A 19,073-nucleotide genomic window follows, 5' to 3' on the forward strand; every position below is an offset into this window, starting at 1 on the left:
TAGCGTAGCCCGTAGCACGCCGACCTTGCCCACACAAGCGCAAGCGAAGTGTGGGCAAGGGCACGCCCAAAATAAAAATATAAAAAATCATAATACGGGACAAGGTCTTTTATTTTCATCCAAAGCTACAAAAGTAAATGTGCCTGAAATGGCTTTATGCCGTTCCTCTGCATACATGTTTTCCACAAAAACATCTACCCTTACATCTAAGCTAGTACGCCCAATTTTAGTTACCTTTGCTATCAATTCAATGATACTACCCGCTGGAATCGGTTTTTTGAAATCAATACGGTCAGAAGATACCGTTACTACTACTTTGCGCGTAAAACGCGTAGCGGCAATAAAAGCTACCTCATCCATAAGCTGCATAGCCATACCGCCAAACATGGTATGATAATGATTGGTATCACTCGGAAATACAGCCTTAAAAACTCGAGTCTCTGATTGTTCTATTTTTTGTTGAAGATACTCTGTCATATTTTTTCAAGAAAACAACTTGTGCAGCATGTAATTTAGCTATTTCAAAGCAAATAAGAACACGGTAAAAACTTCATTTGTGCCCCAAAAGTAGTCAAAATTTATTTTTAGTATCATAAACTTTTTTACTTTTCTTTTAGGTTAAGAATGCGTATATTTGCCTATATGAAGGGCAAGATTTGGCGAAGTGTAGTAGTAGGATTGTTTATTTTTGTATTTAGTGCTTGCCAACGCAAAGAACCTGAACCTATGCAAGTCCCCTATAAACTCAATATCCCTCCTGGCTTTCCGATACCAAGAATTCCCGCAGATAACCCTCTTACTGCTGAAAAGGTAGAGCTAGGTAGAAAACTTTTTTACGACCCTCAACTTTCTAACGCCCGAACTATTTCTTGTGCTTCCTGTCATATTCCAGAATATGCCTTTGCAGATACGGCGCGTTTCTCTCGCGGGGACAAAGGGCAAATTGGCAAAAGAAATGCACCTAGCTTAGCCAATGTAGCTTACCAAACAGAACTATTTTGGGATGGAGCTAATCCAAGCTTAGAAAAACAAATTTTAGCCGTTTTGCTCAATCATGACGAATTTGATATTGAAATTACAGAAGTAGAAAACCGTATCCGCGCAGATGAAAGCTATAAGCCTCTATTCCAAGCAGCTTTTAATGGAGTAATTAACATTACTACCATTACCCAAGCGATAGCATCTTTTGAACGGACTTTAATTTCAGGAAACTCAAAATACGACAAATATCTTCGCGGACAAGCTACTTTGACCCCTTCCGAACTCAATGGCATGAGACTCTTTTTTGATGAAAAAGGAGAGTGCTTTCATTGTCATAACGGCTTTAATTTTACAAACTTCAAATATCACAACACAGGTTTAGACTCAATTACCATAGATGAAGGGCGATACAGAACCACAGGAATTGAAGAAGATAAAGGTAAATTCAAAACGCCTAGCCTGCGTAACGTTGCGCTTACAGCCCCTTACATGCACGATGGTAGATTCAAAACGTTAGAGGAAGTAATAGAACACTACAACAGAGGAGGAAAGAATCATCCTTATAAAGACGGTGATATTTTTCCACTTAATCTTACTGAACAAGAAAAAAAGGATATTGTAAATTTTTTAAAAACACTCACAGATGAGGAGTTTATTAACAATCCTGCCTTTAAAAGACCGTAAGTTTTTTGCTAAACTCGCTAAAAACTTCACGAAAGGAATTTTGCTTTTATTTCAGGAGTAGGCACGCGGCACGTGTCGTACTTGCCAAACCATTTATACCTATGCTTAGCTATGAAATCGTATATTTTGTTTCTTACAAAACGAGGTAAAATATAGCCGACTAGAAGAAGCTTGCTTATTCCTTTCAAGTGCTTGACTATTTTTAGCACAGCGTCTGATTTTTGATAAACTGTGTTATTTTCTATTAAGATAACACTATTTAAGTCCTTCAAATTTAATGAGTAAGGTTCTAATAATTTTTGAGCTATCTCAGATTGTAGGTGAGCAAACACAAACCGATCTCTGTAATCGTGGTCAAAAATGTAAACAATCGTTTTATTACATAATCCACAAACTCCATCAAACAGGATGATAGATTTTTGCACAATGAATATACGTTTAATACTTGCAAATTTAGTCAAAGTATTGTATAAGTTTTCATAATTTTGCGCTCTGTATGCAGTCTATACGTAACGTAGCTATTATTGCTCATGTAGATCATGGTAAAACTACCTTAGTGGACAAGATACTTCACACGGCTAAACTGTTTAGAGATAATGAAGAAACAGGCGAATTGATATTAGATAGCAATGAGTTAGAAAGAGAGCGCGGCATTACAATTTTTTCTAAAAATGTTTCTATTGTGTATAAGGATGTTAAAATTAACATTATTGACACACCTGGGCACAGTGATTTTGGGGGCGAAGTAGAACGCGTGCTTAAAATGGCAGATGGCGTACTACTTTTAGTAGATGCTTTTGAGGGACCTATGCCCCAAACTCGTTTTGTGCTGCAAAAAGCTTTAGCTTTGAATTTGAAACCTATTGTCGTCATAAATAAAGTAGACAAACCTAATTGCAGACCTGAAGAAGTCCTAGAAGAAGTTTTTGAGTTATTTTTTGCCTTAAATGCCACAGAAGAGCAGCTAAATTTTCCAGTAGTCTATGGTTCAGGTAAAAACGGATGGATGGGACCTGACTATAAGAATCCTACTCAAGACATGACTTATCTACTGGATGTAATTATCAAAGATATTCCACCTGCACCTTCGTATGAAGGAAAACCTCAAATGCAAATCATGGCACTAGATTATTCTGCTTATGTGGGTAGAATTGCTATTGGGCGAATTTTTAGAGGCACATTGCGCCAAAATATGCCTATTTCCTTAGTTAAAAAAGGAGGTAAAGTAGTACGCTCACGGATAAAAGAACTACAAGTTTTTGAAGGTTTAACAAAAAGAACTGTTAGTGAAGTAGCCGCAGGGGATATCTGTGCCGTAATAGGTATAGAAAATTTTGACATTGGTGATACGATTACAGATTTTGATGAACCTGAAGCTCTTCCTGAAATAGAAATAGATGAACCTACTATCAGTATGCTATTCACTGTAAACAATTCCCCATTTTTTGGAAAAGAGGGCAAGTTTATTACTTCTCGCCACTTACGCGAACGGCTTTTCAAAGAAACTGAAAAGAACTTAGCCCTGCGTGTACAAGAAACTGATTCACCTGATGCATATTTGGTTTTAGGCAGGGGAGTTCTACATTTATCCGTTTTGATTGAAACTATGCGCAGAGAAGGCTATGAATTACAAGTCGGACAGCCCCAAATTATTATCAAAGAAATCAATGGACAAAAGTGCGAACCTGTTGAAATTTTATACATAGATGTACCTGAAACTTTTTCAGGTACAGTCATAGACTTAGTAACTCAACGAAAAGGTGAGCTGTTAGTAATGGAACCTCGTGCAGACCTACAACATTTAGAATTCAGAATACCTTCAAGAGGACTGATAGGTCTGCGTTCTATTTTACTTACTGCCACGCAGGGCGAAGCTACTATCAACCATCGTTTTGATGCTTTTGAACCTTACAAAGGTCAAATACCTGAACGCCAAGCTGGGGTACTAATTGCAAAAGAAACAGGTGTAGCTACCGCCTATGCTATTGACAAGCTTCAAGATAGAGGCATCTTTTTTATTGAACCAGGTGAAGTAGTTTATGGAGGTCAAATTGTAGGGCAGCATATTCGTGATAACGATTTAGTAGTCAATGTATGTGAGGAAAAGAAATTGACAAATATTCGTGCTTCTGGGTCAGATAAAGCAATAAAAATTGCTCCCGCTACTAAGCTCTCTTTGGAAGAGTGCTTAGAATACATTAACAAAGATGAATACGTGGAGGTTACACCTAAATCTATACGCATGAGAAAAATACTTCTAGATGAAAATGATCGCAAGCGAGCATCTAAAAAGAACGCATAGATAAGGTCATGCAACTTTTTGTGTATCCTGTTGAGGTTTAATAAAATTCAAATTCCAAACCATAATTGTTTTATCATCGCTACAAGAAATCAAATGTTTATGCCAAGAAAGTTTATTAACAGAAGTGAAATGGCTTTGATTTCGTGCGCGGTCAATTACTTTAAGTAGCATAAAAGTATTGGCATCCCATATTTTAATCGTCTTATCTGCACTTGCAGTAGCAAAATATTGACCTTGTGGGTCAAATACAATATCGTTAATAGCAAATAGATGAGCAACTATATCTTGGTACAAAGTGTAACTCTGTTTTACATTCCATATTTTTAATCGCGCATCGCGACTGCCCGAGAGTAAATAATTTTCGCAGGGTGAGTACTTTACACAAAATACTGAATTCGTGTGCCCTTGCAAAGTGTGTATGACCTTAAAATGTGAAGCGCTATCCAAAATGTAGATATTTTGATCACTGCACGCTACTGCTACATGCGAAGTATTTTGAGAGATAGCTATGCTGCGTATATTTTTGAGATTGGCTTGGGGCTGGGCTAAGCGAATGTGATACATTAGTTTGTAGTCTATGAGATTAAAAATAGACAAGTATCCATCTCCTGTACCTACGAAAACAAAGTTTTGTCGTGGGTCTATTTCTATACAAAATACAGGCATTGAACTGACTTGGATAGATTTTACATGTGTCTGTTTGTCAATATCTATTATGTGAACAATGCCCTGTTTTTGTCCTATCCAAAGTGTTTTTGTAATTGTATCTTCTGCAATGGCATAAATAGAAGCACCTGCTTGGGCAAGCACTCTATCTCCTTCGTAAGTGTCTGTATTCCACCTGGCTAGCCAACCTTCTCCTGCGCCTGAATAAATGTACTTGCTATCTGCGCTGTGTTTGACGGTATATACGCAATCTTTGTGTCCTAACAGGTCAGTTACTTTTTCTACAAGAACTTTTGTCCTTTCAATAGTGGTCATAAGGTAAGCGCTACTTAACTGCTATAACAGAAATTTCTACATTTACGTTCTTTGGTAGTTTAGAAACTTGTACAGTTTCGCGTGCAGGTGGATTGTTTGGAAAATAGCTACCATATACTTCATTGACCGCAGCAAAATTATCCATGTTGGTCAAAAATATAGTGGACTTGACTACATTTTCAAAGGAATAACCTGCTTTTTTGAGAATACCTTCTATGTTTTTCATTACCATTTGTGTTTCTAGCTTGATATCATCCATCACTAATTGATTATTTGCAGGGTTAATAGCAATTTGACCTGATACAAATAACATGTTGCCTACTTGTACCGCTTGGCTATAAGGTCCAATAGGTGCAGGGGCTTTGTCAGTTAAGATGATATTCTTTTCTGTTGCCATAGATTTTTCGGTTTTAGTATTTTGTGCCAAAGTTAAGCTTTTGTTGAATACAAGCAGTAAAATAAATATAACCATTGTGATACCTGCCCCTATCATTAGTCCAAGAAAGAATTTCATAGTCATTCAAATTTATCCCAAAATTAGAAACATTTTGTTTTTAATAGACTGCTCGGCACTATCTGTCTGCTAAACTTAATATGTTTTTTTCTATGGCTTGTATAGCGGTTTCAATCATTTGTGGTTGTACGTATCCCATGTGTGCAATTCTGATAATTTTATTTTTCCACTGACCTTGTCCATTGCCCAATAAAATTCCTGTTTCTTGATATACAGCACTTATGATTTGGCTAGCTGATATGTTTTGAGGAAGGTAAAAAGCTGTAAGGCTATCGCAAGGTTGCTTGCTGCACAATTCCAAACCTAGCTTTTGTACTTCATTTCGAGTGTATTGGGCTAAGGTATGCGTAGTATTCCATACTTGGGGCAGACCTATATTAAGTAAGTATTTCAATGACATATATACAGCCATTAAGATTTGAGTAGCAGGAGTAAATGGAGTTAAGTTTTTTGCATCGTTTTCAAGGTATTTTTGTAGGTTGTAGGCATAGCCACAAGGTTGGGCGTGTTCTATGTATCTTTGACTAATGGATACAAAGCTCATTCCTGGCGGACATCCAAGTGCTTTTTGGGAGGAAGTTATAGCTGCGTCTATTTCCCAAAGTTCTGTATAAAAAGGCATGGCGCCCACACTAGTTATACCATCTACTAAAATTAACACATCAGGGCGAAGTTTTCGGGCATAAAAGGCTATCTGTTCAACATCTATGCGAGTAGCTGTGGAAGTTTCACTATGAGTTAAGCACAGCACTTGAATACTTGGATCTTTCTCTAATGCAGCAATTATATCGCTTACTTTGGGATAATCTCCCCAAGCATAATTCAAAATTGTGTAATCAAAGCTATAAGCGGCGGCAATTTCTGCCCATCTTTGGCTGAACTTTCCAAAGGTTGGAATAAGCAGCTTTTTGCTAAGGGGCAGGTTAGCTACCAACAGTTCCATGGCGTTGGTGCCGCTTCCTGTAATGCATAAAATTCTATGTTCTTTTGAAGCTAAAAAGTACTTTCTAAGCAAGTCAGTGGTTTCTGAATATAGTTCCTTGAACTTTTCGGAACGGTGGTATAAAAGGGGCTGTTGGAGTACCTGTGTAATAAAATCAGGTATAGGTGTAGGTCCGGGGGTTAAGCTAATCATCCCTCAAAGATAAGGAACTTGCGTAAAAGTTACTGTTTGATTTGCAAGGCTACAATACTTCTATCTTGTACAGTAACATTCTGTCCATTTGAAGCGGCCATCAAGTTTTGATATACAACCCTGTAATAGTAAGTACCTGGTGCTAAATTCAAATCAGGATATATAATAGTGGATGTGCTGGTTCCTGAACCTAAATTTGGGGGTGAACCTGTGGTAATTCCACTTGCAAAGCCATCTTCTATTTTGTACAGGTTTACGCCATTAGTAGCAAAGTTATCCGTGGAACGTTGTAACCAAAGTGCATACCGATTAGAGGGAGTAAGAGTAGCATTGTTTGTTGTTTTAAGAGTGATATTAGCAAAAATAATTACTCCACTGTTGTTTACGCCGCTACCATCCTGGATATTAACCATGATGTTTGTACCTTGTATAACTTCTGCTTGCCCGATGCTATTAGGTAAAGTTTGAAAATAGCTCATGTTGCATACTGCACAAGATTGAGTTTGGTTCCCGCCTGTATTATATCCAGGTAGCCAGTTAGTAGCTGCGGAAGCAGGACCTGTAGCAGGTACAGTTACTAAGGTGGCGTTAGCGTCATCTACATCATTTGAACCAATAGAAGTAACTGCTCCTACAATACTTTGATTGATGAAATCACCCTGAAATAAAATGCTTCCTCCGCTTACTTGCAGTCGGTTTGTACCTGGATTGTTTGTACCAATTCCTACGTTACCTTGAATAATTGCGCCGTCAGGAGGTGCGGCAAAAGTGCCTGAATATCCTGTACCTACAACCAAGTTTCCATTGACGTCTAGCTTGCTCAACGGCATAGCTTGTCCTATCCCTACGTTTTGCGCTTCTGTTAGTGCGCTCAATCTTAATGTTAGTCCTATTAGCAGTAAGTATTTTGATGCTTTCATAATGTAAAAACTTTCCTGTTTCATAAAACAAAAGTAAGTTATTTTTAGTTCAAAAGCAAATCTTAAGTTAAAAAAATGTGAATTATTACTATGCAGATACTTCATTAAGTCTATTTTTTCGACAATTATGCGAAGGTTAAGTTTTTTGGGCGTGCCCTTGCCCACACTTCGCTTGCGCTGGTGTGGGCAAGGTCGGCGTGCTACGGGCTACGCTATCGCTTCGGTGCTACGCTTCGCTCCGCACCGTGCTGACGCACGCCCTTCGCATGCCTCACGCAAGGGATCTCTGAAATAATCGTTTCTCTGTTTCTTATGCAAAGTTTTAGCTTGTAAGTGGTTGTACTTCAAGCTTAAACAAGGTAAAGACATGATTGCAAAGGTCAATTGCGTGAGGGGCATGAAGCATGCCCGTAAGGGCAGTACGAAGCGCAGCGAAGTACCGAAGCGTTAGCGCAGTGCGGAATGCCCCGACCCTTGCGTAGCAAGGGGCACGCCCAAAAAAAATAAAATCACTTTTTAGACTTCATTTTTCAAAAACAAAAAATATAAGCAAACCTTTCATGAAGGTTTGTGGATATCGTTTTCATAATCTTTTAAGCATCAATTTTAGCATATTTAGCATTTTGTTCTATAAACTCTCTGCGAGGGGCTACGTCATCGCCCATAAGCATTGAAAAAACATGGTCTGCTTCGGCTGCACTATCTATCGTAACTTGCAATAAGCTGCGTTTTTCAGGATTCATAGTGGTTTCCCAAAGCTGCTCAGGATTCATTTCACCCAAACCTTTGTAACGCTGCACAACAATACTTTTATCATTTTCGCCATCGTTAGACAAACGCTTAATAACTTCGTCGCGTTGTTCGTCAGTCCAGCAGTATTCTTCTATTTTGCCTTTTTTAACTAAATACAAAGGAGGTTGAGCAATATAAATATGTCCTTTTTCTATCAAGTCTTTCATGTATCGGTAGAAAAAGGTGAGAATAAGAGTGCGAATATGGCTACCATCTACATCCGCATCCGTCATGATAATGATTTTGTGATAACGGAGTTTATCATAGTTGTAATCTTCGTTTGTGGAAACACCTGTTCCTATGGCTGTAATGATATTTTTAACCTCTTCTGAATCATAAATTTTTGCAGGGTGGGCTTTTTCCACATTGAGAATTTTACCTCGTAAGGGCAAAATAGCTTGAAAATGTCGGTTTCTGCCTTGTTTAGCGCTACCGCCTGCACTATCGCCTTCTACAAGATAAAGTTCGCACTCCGCAGGGTTATTACTAGAACAATCTGCTAATTTACCAGGTAGCCCTGAACTTGTTAAAGCATTTTTGCGTTGTACCATTTCGCGTGCTTTGCGGGCGGCTTCTCTTGCTTCGGCAGCACGAAGCACTTTTTCTACAATTAACCTAGCTACTTTGGGATTTTCTTCTAAATACTCTGCTAATTTTTCTGCAACAATACTTTCTACAATTCCTGCTACATCAGAGTTGCCTAATTTGGTTTTAGTTTGTCCTTCAAATTGAGGTTCAGCTACCTTGATAGATAAAACAGCTGTCAAGCCCTCTCTAAAATCATCTCCTATAATTTCAACTTTGCTTTTGCCTAAAAGATTGTTTTTCTCGGCGTACGTTTTCAAAGTACGCGTCAAAGCTTTTCTAAAACCTGTAATGTGTGTGCCGCCTTCATGCGTGTTGATATTGTTGACATAAGAATGTACATTTTCATTGTAGGAATTATTGTATTGCATAGCTAGCTGCACAGGGACGCCATTTTTTTCACCTTCAATGTAGATAGGTTCAGGATTGATGGGTTCTCGGTTATTATCCAAGTACTTGACAAATTCGGTCAAGCCATGTTCAGAGTAGAAAGTTTCTTGGATATTATCTCGCTCATCTTTAAGGTGAATAGTCAGTCCTTTGTTCAAGTAAGCTAGTTCTCGTATGCGTGAAGCCAAAGTGTCGTACTTATACTCATGAACGCTGAATATAGACCTATCAGGTTCAAAATAGACTTCTGTGCCGCGTTTATCGGTTTTGCCTATTTCTACTACTTCACTGATAGGTACTCCGCAGCGATATTCTTGTTGTTTAATTACTCCATCGCGGAATACTCGCACTCTTAGATAGCTACTCAATGCGTTTACACAGCTGACCCCTACTCCATGCAGCCCGCCTGATATTTTGTAAGTTCCTTTGTCAAATTTACTACCTGCATGCAGTACAGTCATTACTACTTCCAGAGCAGATTTTCCTTCGGTAGGGTGTATATCAGTAGGAATTCCTCTGCCGTTGTCTAACACTGTAATAGCATTATTGCTATGAATTGTAACATGTATTTCGTTGCAGTATCCTGCTAAGGCTTCATCAACAGAATTGTCCAGTACTTCATAAACTAAATGATGCAATCCTCTAAAATTCGTGTCGCCAATGTACATGCTTGGACGCTTGCGTACAGCTTCTAATCCTTCTAAAACTTGGATATTGCTTGCGCTGTACGTGTTAGTTTCTGTTACAATTTCGCTCATATTACGGCACGCAATTTACTATTTTTTTGTAAATCAGCCAAGTGAGGTTTATGAGTAGAAAGTCAGGAATAAGCCATTATCTATGCAAAGGAAGATATTCAAAAGTTAAATTTTATTTTTTGGGCGTGCCCTTGTGGGCTTTTGCCCACAAGGGCGGCGTGCTACGGGCTACGTGCGGAATGCCCCGACCCTTGCGCAGCAAGGGGCACGCCCAAAAAATTATTTATAAAAATCAAATGGTTGAACTATTCATGAATTTGTCCAAAATGAAAATACTCACTACCTTTACTTCATGAAAATATACACTAAAACGGGCGACCAAGGCAAAACAGGCTTAATCGGTGGTACTCGCGTATTAAAATCAGATATTCGCATTGAAAGCTACGGCACAGTGGACGAACTCAATAGCTACATAGGTTGGATACTGTCATTTGAAGAAATTAAACCACAATACACGCTGCTTAGAGAAGTTCAAGACAGGTTGTTTACCATAGGTTCTTTGTTAGCCGCAGACCCAGAAGGCGTAAAGATGCTTTTACCTGACTTATTTGAGGAAGATATTAAAATGTTAGAAACAGCAATTGATAAACTTTCTGAAGAAATTCCCCCAATGAAGCACTTTGTACTTCCAGGAGGTTCGCAAATTAACGGATTGATTCATGTAGCGCGTTGTGTATGCAGACGCGCAGAGCGATGGGTAGTTGCTTTACATCAGGAACATCCTGTAAATCCGCTTATTTTACAATACCTCAACCGATTAAGCGACTACTTATTTGTCCTCGCCCGTTGGGTCAATTGTAAATACAGTATAAAGGAAATTCCTTGGCTACCTCGTAAACAGAAAAAATGAATATAACCTACGCACAATGGTCTATTTCTATACCTACATTGTCTTGATATTCAAAAACAATTCGGTAGCCTAAGCTACCTACATACCTTTTTAAGCAGGATTTAGGTACTACATAAATGGCATTTTTCAAGTATAAATCACAACTTAATAATTGCCGCGCTGAATGTGGATTGTTTCTATTAAGGTACTCCAAACAAGAGCAAACCGCAATATGCTTGACTTGGCGATAGTCTAAACCTATATGGCTTTCAGCAGAAAATACTAATACTCTGCCTTTGGCTAAAATGGGAATCTGCTTTTGCTCCTGATAGCTTAAAACTCCTTCTAGTTTTTTCATCCACGTGTTTGTACCTGTTAGATAGGTGTAAAAGTACGTAGCTTGACTTAGTAGAAAAAAAACTGCCACACCTGCCATTATTGATTTTATTTTCTTTTGCGGCGCTAACTCAAAAAAAAGCAGTATTAAAAAAGGGATAATCAAAATTTGATAATGTAAGTAAAGTTCCTTGCCTATCCACACACTACTCAAAGAGAGTACAAAAGCTAAAAGCAAAATTAAATGCCTAATGTTAGATTTTATGCTTAAAATAACTAACCCTAGTCCGACGTAAAGAGGTAAAAGAAAAAATTGACCATATATAAACCTTTTCCAAATGTATTTTCCTGTTTCTGACAAATTTTTATACCATAAATTGTATCCAATAAGCCAGTCATATACCAAGTGTGTTGTGCTACAATAAACAAGGTAAAACAAACAGAACAAGGGTAGAATCAGTGCAAAATATGCATTTCGCCAAAAGTGTCTTGGATCTGTCCATAGATTGTATAATACTAACGGTAGTACTAAAAGTAAGCTATGCTGCTTTATCATCAGCGCTGCGCCGCATAAAAAATATGCGAACCTATATCCCCATATAGATTTTTTTTCAAAAAGATAGTAGTAAGCAGGGAGTATGCAGCCCAGAACCCAGTATTCTAAATTTAGTTCTAAAAAGCTAGGTAACGTTGCAGTAATCATTAAAAAAAACATACCTGCGGCATAGTGGCGTGCTATCAGAGCTGTAAAAAAGGCAACAATTGTAGATAAAATAGTTTGGGTAGCAAACAAAGAAATATTGTCAGGAACAGCATATAAAAAATAGGCAAGGGGAGGTTTATTGTCTAATATTGTTCTATAAAGTGCTTCGCCGTTTTTAATAGCGTTCCAGCATGCAAGATAGTACCACTCATCATAATTGGGGTAAAGCGTAAGGTAGACTATTCTACTTAAAGTACTAAAAGCAAGATAAAGACCAAGACACAAAAAATTACAGTTGATTTGAGTCATGCGTATAGAGGTGCTTGCGTATATCCAGCGTAGACATAACCGAGTCTGCAATCCAATTCATAGTGAAAGTATAAGAGTGCAGTGTTTTTATCTTGCTCTTTTCAGATTTTTCTATTTTGCCAATAAAAAGCTTATTATCTTCTGTTATAGCTACGAATTTTCCATTTTCTTCAAGACTGATAAGTCTGTTTTGCTTTTTAGTAGGATTAGGATAATCAATTACTACTTTATTTTGTGAGTCAATGAAGTAAATGGACCCTTTGGGTTTGCAGGGTTTATTAAATACAAAGTTGGAGAGCAAATAAATAGAGTTGTTGTTGTCATAAACTCTGCCGCAATTCCAAAGTCCAAGTTGATGGATAATCCAGTGATAGTTGCGAATAACTCTACTTTCTACATACTGTTTTTTTCTCTTTGTTTTGGTTATTTCTTTTTTCTCTTTTGGCTGCACTATGGTAGTAAAAGTAGTATTATCATAGCCTATGAATACCATTTTGTAGGTGCCATCTTTAAGAGGAGTGAGTTTAACATCATTCCATGCTCTTTTTAATACCCACTGGTTATATTCTACATTTTGGCGATTGTCTTTACCTGCGAATACCCAAGCAATGGATTTGTATTTTTTGAGTTCGGGATACTGCTCTGTATCAACTTCTAGTTGAAAGTAAAAATTGGATTGTTCTGCTACAGGGCTTTCTGTTTCTTCTTCTATTTTTGAATAGTATTTTTTTACCGTGTCTTTATGCATTTCTTCAATATAACCTTCCTTACGGCTGGCTAATCGCCATTTATTTTGAGTATAGTCAAAATTATATACTTTATAGTCGCTGTGCATAGAGGAGAAAGGCATGCGAACTTCTATGTAAGTATCAGGTTTAAGGTATAGTTTTTCATTTCCTTGTAGTGCTTGTATTTCCATCATGCCTGCTGTTTCTAAATAGCGAGGATTGTTATTGAATGTGTCTAATAGCATGGATACATGACTTGCGGCTATATCCACTGCGTCATGCATCTCTCTAAATGAGATGCTTACTTCACCTATAACAGGTTTTCCATCTTTGTAGCAGAGGGCTGAAGGGGGAACATGTATTGTGGTTCCGTTTTGGTGTTTAATTATTGCGCCTTGCTCTGCTTTTATAGAGTATTGCTTATGTGGAATGGCTACCTTACTATTCAAATACGGAGTGTAAAAAATTTTCTCAGTATCAACATGTGAGGTGTCTTTTGTGTGATGATCCTGTTGAGTTGTCTTTTTTTGCGTAATTTCACTTTGCACGTACTGATCTTGGCTAGGAGCATTTTTTTGTTGTTGTTTTGTACGATTGCATCCTATACTAACTGCCCCAACAATAAAAGAAAAACAGATTATCTTACAAAAACTGAATAACCGCTCCATGATAAGAAGGGTCAGATAACTTTTTAACAATAGTGAGTGGCAAAAATACTACTTTTTTATCAAATAACAGTATGAAAGTCCTACTTTTTCATATAAGTTTTTGATTTTGAAAGCGATATATTTTATTCATAAATCTGTATATTTATACAAATGTGTAATTTTTATATGTATCACATTGAAAATCAGATATGTATTTAATTCAAGCGCAGTTGATGAGTCAATCTTTATTATTTAGTTTGTAATCTTTTATAGCTCTCTACGTTAGAGTTTTATCTTACTTGGATTAGTCCTTGCATGAAATTCTATTGTATTTTTGCATATCTATGAGTACAATTAGAAAACTTTTTTCGGATAGCGTAGTGTATGGATTAGCAGGGGCTATAAGCAAGTCTATTAACATTTTTTTAGTACCTATTTATACGAAAATATTCACACCTGCCGATTATGGCATAATCAACCTTGTTGGGAATTTTTATACATTAGTGTTTATCATAAGTTCATTAAGTCTAGATACAGCAGTGCACAGATGGTTTTGGGATAGAGAAAATCCCGAATATAGGCACAAAGTCGTAAGTAGCTGGATATACACTAGTCTTGCTTCAAGTTTAATAATTTGCGGTCTTGTATTTATATTTTCAAAAGTTATAGCCAGTTTAATTTTGAAACAGTCAAAGTATTACGTGTTTTTTCAATATATTTCCATAGCAATATTTGCGAGCTTATTTAGTACTTACATCAACACTTTACTACGTATTCAACAAAAAGCTGTATTACTAGCCATTTTCAACACATTATCTGGGTTGCTAACAGTCGTTTTAACAATTATCTTTGTGATTTACACAAAAATGGGTTTAGAAGGAGTTTTTCTAGGAATTACTTCATCATATGTTATTATGGCAGTATTCTCTTTCGTATGGTTAAAAAAGTGGTTTTTTCCTGTCCACTTAGATATACACTTAATAAAAGATATGCTCACATATAGTTTGCCGGCTATTCCTGCTGGCATAGCCTACTGGGTATTGAACAACTCCTCTGGGTATTTTATAGATAATTTGTACAAAGATCGTTCCGAGGTGGGGCTGTATAATATTGCTAGCTCTATCGCATCATTGATAAGCTTAGTGGTTGGAGCTTTTCAGCAGGCTTGGGTACCTTTTGCAATGTCTATTCACAGGAATTCAAATTCTCGTCAAATATATGCCCGTGTATTGGTATTATATTGTATCGTAATAGGATTTTTAGCTTTACTTGTTGGAATATTCAGTTATGAAGTTTTAGTTATTTTTACACATGAAAGTTACTATTCAGCTAAGAACGTATCAGTAATTTTAGTTTATGCTCAAACTATAATAGGACTGACAGTAGTAGGGATGATAGGTAGCGCCATTCAAAAAACCATTTTACCTTTTGGGAAAATTGTTTTTGTTGGCTCTATCCTATTTGTAATTTTATGCTTGATACTAGTTCCTATGTATGGGAAAGAAGGTGCTGCATGCAGCAGTCTTATATCACAGATGATAATGCCTGCTTATGTTTTTTATCGTAGTCAAAGAGATTACTACATTCCGTATAATTTTGGGCTTGCCTTATCAATTTTAGGCTTAAGTGTTTTGCTTGCTATCGTTGGTACTGTGGTCTCATCGTTAGTATTTGATTCATTTTGGATACAAGTTGCAATAAAAGTAATATTGTGTGTAATATTTTTAATTTTCACATTGTATATAGCAAAAAATCAAGTTTTTAATCAACTATGAAAGTGTTAATTATTGTAGACAATCATGTTGATACAGATCCACGCGTCATAAATCAGTGGGAAGCTTTAAAAATGCACGCTCAAATATATTTTATGGCAAATAGCGTAAAAACTATTCCTTGCAAGCATTTCTTCAAATTATCAAAAATAACCCGAAAATATCAGTTTCATTACAACTATCCCTACTTTGTCCGAAAAGTGGTAACTCTATTTTTACTAACTTATAAAGCCTTATTAAAATTTATCGCAAGGTTTAAATATGAGAATCCTTATGAACGAAGATATTGGAAGCACGTAAAAAAAGACTTTTTGAACCACATTAAAAAAAATTATAGTTTTGATGTAATTATTGCTAATGATATAAACACATTACCCATTGCCGCCTTTTTGAAAAAAGACAACACAAAACTTATTTTTGATGCACATGAGTATTTTTTAGATGAAGATGAAACAGTTGAATTTAAAAAGCACGAAGTTCCTTACCTAAGATATTTAATTGACACTTATATTAGATATGTAGACGTGTTCATTACCGTGGGAGATAAGATTGCTTCCTGCTTTCAAGAAGTTCTCAATCTAAATTATAAGCCAGCAGTAGTTTTTAACGCTAAACCTTACCATGATTATAAACCTTCTCCTGTTAGCCCCCAAAAGATACGCATGGTACATCATGGCGTAGCTATACCTAACAGAAAACTAGACTACTTAATAGAGGTATTAAAACACTTACCTGACACTTTTGAACTCCATTTGTACCTAAACATAATCGATCACAAGTACTATAAATACTTCTATAAAAAATATAATAAGACAAATAGACTCTACATTCATGATGCCGTACCTTTTGAGAAAATTATACCCACTATTCATCAGTATGATATTGGTATTTTTTTGTCAAACAATAAAAGCTCTAATTCAGAATACTGCTTACCTAACAAGTTCTTTGAGTTTATTCAAGCAAGGCTTATGTTAGTCATGTCTCCTTTTTATGAAGTGAAGAATCTAATTGATCGTTACAAAAATGGCATAATTGTATTTGGTAGTCCCGAAGATATCGCTAACACTATAAAAAGTCTCACCCCTGAACAAATAGAAACTTACAAATGGAACTCCAATATTGCTGCAAAAGAACTCTCCGTTGAAAAAGAATGGGAGAAAATTAGAAAATTGGTAGGTATACAACCATAGACTTGCATATATTCAAAATTCTTTGTTATTTCACTTTCCAAAAACAGAGTAAAATATGCCGCATTATATTCAATTAGGTAAAGTACCACCTAAAAGACATACCCAGTTTCGCAAACCTGATGGTACTTTATACGGTGAGGAACTAGTAAGTACTTACGGTTTTTCTAGTTTGTATTCATTAGTATATCATGTACATCCCCCCACAGTAGTTAAACAAATAGGGGAACCATACAGTGTAGCTCCTGAAATAGCTATTACACACAACATGAAACACCGAAGCTTTCAGACTTTTACTATTCAGCCCGAAGATGATTTCATCAAAAGCAGAAAAACACTTTTAGTTAATCAAAACTTACACATTGGTAGTGCAGCGCCACGCAAAAGCATGACAGATTACTTCTATAAGAATGCTGATGCAGATGAAGTCCTTTTTATTCACCAAGGTTCAGGTAAAGTAAAAACAATATACGGAGAGCTAGAATTTAAGTACGGTGATTACATTATTATCCCTCGTGGAGTCATTTATCAAATAGAATTTAATGACGAAGATAACCGCATTTTCTATGTAGAAGCCTTTAGTCCTGTACGGTTTCCCAAACGTTACCTCAATGAAGTAGGGCAGCTCATGGAGCATGCACCGTTTTGCCAAAGAGATATAAAAACCCCTAAAAATTTACAAACACACGACGAAAAAGGTGAATTTCTCATTCTAATCAAAAAACAAGGTTTAATTTATCCTTACACGTATGCTTACCATCCGTTTGATGCTATCGGCTGGGATGGATACTTTTATCCATTTATTTTCTCTATCCATGATTTTGAACCTATTACAGGTAGAGTTCACATGCCTCCCCCTATTCATCAAACTTTTGAAGGAGATGGCTTTGTCATTTGCTCATTTGTACCCCGACTGTATGATTATCATCCTTTAGCCATTCCTGCGCCTTATCATCACAGCAATATTGATTCTGATGAAGTTTTATACTATGTGGATGGTGATTTCATGAGTAGAAAAAGTGTTAAAAAAGGACAAATTACTTTACACCCCGCAGGCATTCCTCATGGACCTCATCCAGGTACTATTGAAAAAAGCATCGGACAAAAAGGCACAGAAGAGCTTGCTGTGATGATTGACCCCTTTGAACCCCTTCAAATTACCAAAGCAGCCGTAGAAATAGAAGAACCTGAATACTACAAGTCTTGGTTATCCTAAAAAAAATTCAAACTTAAACCAAAATTAACTAAACAAACTTAATTCCAAAAATTTGGCTACTATGGAAATACTAAAAAAAATAAAAAACATCGTTTCAGATACCTGTGTAACTATCATTCTCAACACACACAGGACTTATCCTGAAAATAAGCAAGACCCTATTGCTCTTAAAAATTTGATAAAAGAAGCAGAGCAAAGATTGATTGCGGATGAAGGTAAAAGGAACGCACAAACTATCATAGAAAAGCTGCACAAAATTGAAAACGAAATTGACCATAACTATAATCTTGAAAGCTTGGTTATTTTTGTCAATGAAGAAATAGCAGAATTTGTCCGCTTACCCATATCTGTGGATAATAGAGTAATCATAGATAAAACCTTTGCTACACGCGACTTAGTTCGCGCACTCAAAAGCCAGGCTAACTATTATGTACTAGTGCTAAGCCAACAAAAAGCAAGACTCATAGAAGCTTTTAACGATAAAGTAGTCCAAGAAATTGGTAAGCCGTTTCCGTACGAAAACACTCAATTCTACTCTACCAGTGGAGATAAGCGTTCTGAGGGAACATTACAAACTAACTTAATGGCTGAATTTTTTAACAGAATAGACAAAGCTGTAAATGAAGCTAGAAAAAATAACCCTAAACCTGTGATGATATGTTCAGAGGAAGTCAACTACCACAAGTATTTAGAGGTTTGTGATCAAAAGCACTCTATTTTGCCTGTGTTTCTCAACAAAAACAGGTTAGAAGAAAAAGCGGAAGCTATCGTAGCGGAAGCGTGGAAAATTCTCAAAGAGTATCAAGCAGAAAAGAACAAAGAAAGAAAAGCAGAACTGCTCAAAGCAGTTAGTCAAAACAAATTCATGACCGATATCAATGATATTTGGCAAGCCATTCGGCAAGGAAAAGTACAAACTTTGTTTTTGCAGCAGAACCAGTATCAACCTGCTATCATTAAAAATGATGGTCTGATAGAGCTTGTACCTGAGGAAAGAAAAAATGAGAAAGGAGTGATTGATGATATTTATGACGAATTGACAGAGGAATGTTTGAAGTTTGGCGGTGATGTAGTTTTTCTACCCGAAGGTGATTTATCTGAATTCAATGGATTAGGTGCTGTATTGAGATATAATTGATGATTATTTTTTGGGCGTGCCCTTGTGGGCTTTTGCCCACAAGGTCGGCGTGGGGGGGGGGGGGCGGGGGCGGCGGGGGGGGGGGGGGGGGCCCCCCCCCCCCCCGCCCCACCCCCCCCCCCCACACCCCCCCCAAAACAGAGCAAAAAAAAAAAAAATATAATTT

General features: G+C 36.9%; 18 protein-coding genes. 9 read left to right on the forward strand and 9 right to left on the reverse strand.

The window, feature by feature from the left end; genetic code table 11:
- Positions 1–87: 87 nt before the first annotated feature.
- A complete protein-coding gene (locus NZ519_04310) occupies positions 88–477 on the reverse strand; it encodes an acyl-CoA thioesterase (GenBank protein MCS7027966.1) in 390 nt (129 codons plus the stop codon).
- Between the two features lie 165 nt (positions 478–642).
- On the opposite strand from NZ519_04310, the gene NZ519_04315 reads away from it, so the two are divergent.
- Positions 643–1,665 (forward strand): c-type cytochrome, encoded by a 1,023-nt coding sequence (locus tag NZ519_04315; GenBank protein MCS7027967.1) that lies wholly within the window; start codon positions 643–645, stop codon positions 1,663–1,665.
- 26 nt (positions 1,666–1,691) lie between these two features.
- Here NZ519_04315 and NZ519_04320 read toward each other — a convergent pair whose 3' ends face one another.
- The gene (locus NZ519_04320; GenBank protein MCS7027968.1) at positions 1,692–2,126 is read right to left on the reverse strand and encodes a thiol-disulfide oxidoreductase DCC family protein; all 435 of its coding nucleotides are present in this window, start codon (positions 2,124–2,126) and stop codon (positions 1,692–1,694) included.
- Between the two features lie 35 nt (positions 2,127–2,161).
- On the opposite strand from NZ519_04320, the gene typA reads away from it, so the two are divergent.
- Positions 2,162–3,967: a translational GTPase TypA gene (gene typA, locus NZ519_04325; GenBank protein MCS7027969.1), complete on the forward strand. Its 1,806-nt coding sequence runs from the start codon at positions 2,162–2,164 to the stop codon at positions 3,965–3,967.
- A gap of 6 nt (positions 3,968–3,973) precedes the next feature.
- Here the strand turns inward: typA and NZ519_04330 are convergent, their stop codons facing one another.
- From NZ519_04330 to NZ519_04345, 4 genes are all read right to left on the reverse strand, one after another.
- A complete protein-coding gene (locus tag NZ519_04330; protein MCS7027970.1) occupies positions 3,974–4,948 on the reverse strand; it encodes a WD40 repeat domain-containing protein in 975 nt (324 codons plus the stop codon).
- A gap of 10 nt (positions 4,949–4,958) precedes the next feature.
- Positions 4,959–5,345 (reverse strand): RidA family protein, encoded by a 387-nt coding sequence (locus NZ519_04335; GenBank protein ID MCS7027971.1) that lies wholly within the window; start codon positions 5,343–5,345, stop codon positions 4,959–4,961.
- 175 nt (positions 5,346–5,520) lie between these two features.
- Entirely contained in the window at positions 5,521–6,597 is a 1,077-nt protein-coding gene (locus NZ519_04340; GenBank protein ID MCS7027972.1) for an alanine--glyoxylate aminotransferase family protein, read from the reverse strand.
- A 29-nt stretch (positions 6,598–6,626) separates the two neighbouring features.
- Positions 6,627–7,517, reverse strand: coding sequence for a hypothetical protein (locus NZ519_04345; protein ID MCS7027973.1), 891 nt, complete (start codon positions 7,515–7,517; stop codon positions 6,627–6,629).
- A 145-nt stretch (positions 7,518–7,662) separates the two neighbouring features.
- On the opposite strand from NZ519_04345, the gene NZ519_04350 reads away from it, so the two are divergent.
- The gene (locus NZ519_04350; protein MCS7027974.1) at positions 7,663–7,812 is read left to right on the forward strand and encodes a hypothetical protein; all 150 of its coding nucleotides are present in this window, start codon (positions 7,663–7,665) and stop codon (positions 7,810–7,812) included.
- A 298-nt stretch (positions 7,813–8,110) separates the two neighbouring features.
- On the opposite strand, the gene gyrB is transcribed toward NZ519_04350, so the two are convergent.
- Entirely contained in the window at positions 8,111–10,033 is a 1,923-nt protein-coding gene (gyrB, locus tag NZ519_04355) for a DNA topoisomerase (ATP-hydrolyzing) subunit B (protein ID MCS7027975.1), read from the reverse strand.
- A gap of 167 nt (positions 10,034–10,200) precedes the next feature.
- On the opposite strand from gyrB, the gene NZ519_04360 reads away from it, so the two are divergent.
- Entirely contained in the window at positions 10,201–10,338 is a 138-nt protein-coding gene (locus NZ519_04360) for a hypothetical protein (GenBank protein ID MCS7027976.1), read from the forward strand.
- Positions 10,335–10,892, forward strand: a complete 558-nt coding sequence (locus NZ519_04365) for a cob(I)yrinic acid a,c-diamide adenosyltransferase (GenBank protein ID MCS7027977.1) — start codon at positions 10,335–10,337, stop codon at positions 10,890–10,892. Before NZ519_04360 ends, NZ519_04365 begins: the two co-directional genes overlap by 4 nt.
- Before the next feature lie 7 nt (positions 10,893–10,899).
- On the opposite strand, the gene NZ519_04370 is transcribed toward NZ519_04365, so the two are convergent.
- Entirely contained in the window at positions 10,900–12,195 is a 1,296-nt protein-coding gene (locus NZ519_04370; protein MCS7027978.1) for a hypothetical protein, read from the reverse strand.
- A 4-nt stretch (positions 12,196–12,199) separates the two neighbouring features.
- Positions 12,200–13,645 (reverse strand): hypothetical protein, encoded by a 1,446-nt coding sequence (locus NZ519_04375; GenBank protein ID MCS7027979.1) that lies wholly within the window; start codon positions 13,643–13,645, stop codon positions 12,200–12,202.
- A 293-nt stretch (positions 13,646–13,938) separates the two neighbouring features.
- Here NZ519_04375 and NZ519_04380 point away from each other — a divergent pair, with 293 nt between their 5' ends.
- From NZ519_04380 to NZ519_04395, 4 genes are all read left to right on the forward strand, one after another.
- Complete coding sequence (locus NZ519_04380; protein MCS7027980.1) at positions 13,939–15,369, forward strand: oligosaccharide flippase family protein; 1,431 nt, start codon at positions 13,939–13,941, stop codon at positions 15,367–15,369.
- The gene (locus NZ519_04385) at positions 15,366–16,556 is read left to right on the forward strand and encodes a hypothetical protein (GenBank protein MCS7027981.1); all 1,191 of its coding nucleotides are present in this window, start codon (positions 15,366–15,368) and stop codon (positions 16,554–16,556) included. The genes NZ519_04380 and NZ519_04385 overlap by 4 nt, the downstream gene beginning before the upstream one ends.
- 55 nt (positions 16,557–16,611) lie before the next feature.
- Positions 16,612–17,769, forward strand: a complete 1,158-nt coding sequence (locus NZ519_04390; protein ID MCS7027982.1) for a homogentisate 1,2-dioxygenase — start codon at positions 16,612–16,614, stop codon at positions 17,767–17,769.
- 61 nt (positions 17,770–17,830) lie between these two features.
- Positions 17,831–18,907 carry a hypothetical protein gene (locus NZ519_04395; GenBank protein MCS7027983.1) on the forward strand — a complete coding sequence of 359 codons (1,077 nt, stop codon included), beginning with the start codon at positions 17,831–17,833 and terminating at the stop codon, positions 18,905–18,907.
- Positions 18,908–19,073 lie beyond the last annotated feature (166 nt).

Source organism: Bacteroidia bacterium (assembly GCA_025056095.1).
Classification (GTDB): Bacteria; Bacteroidota; Bacteroidia; order JANWVE01; family JANWVE01; genus JANWVE01.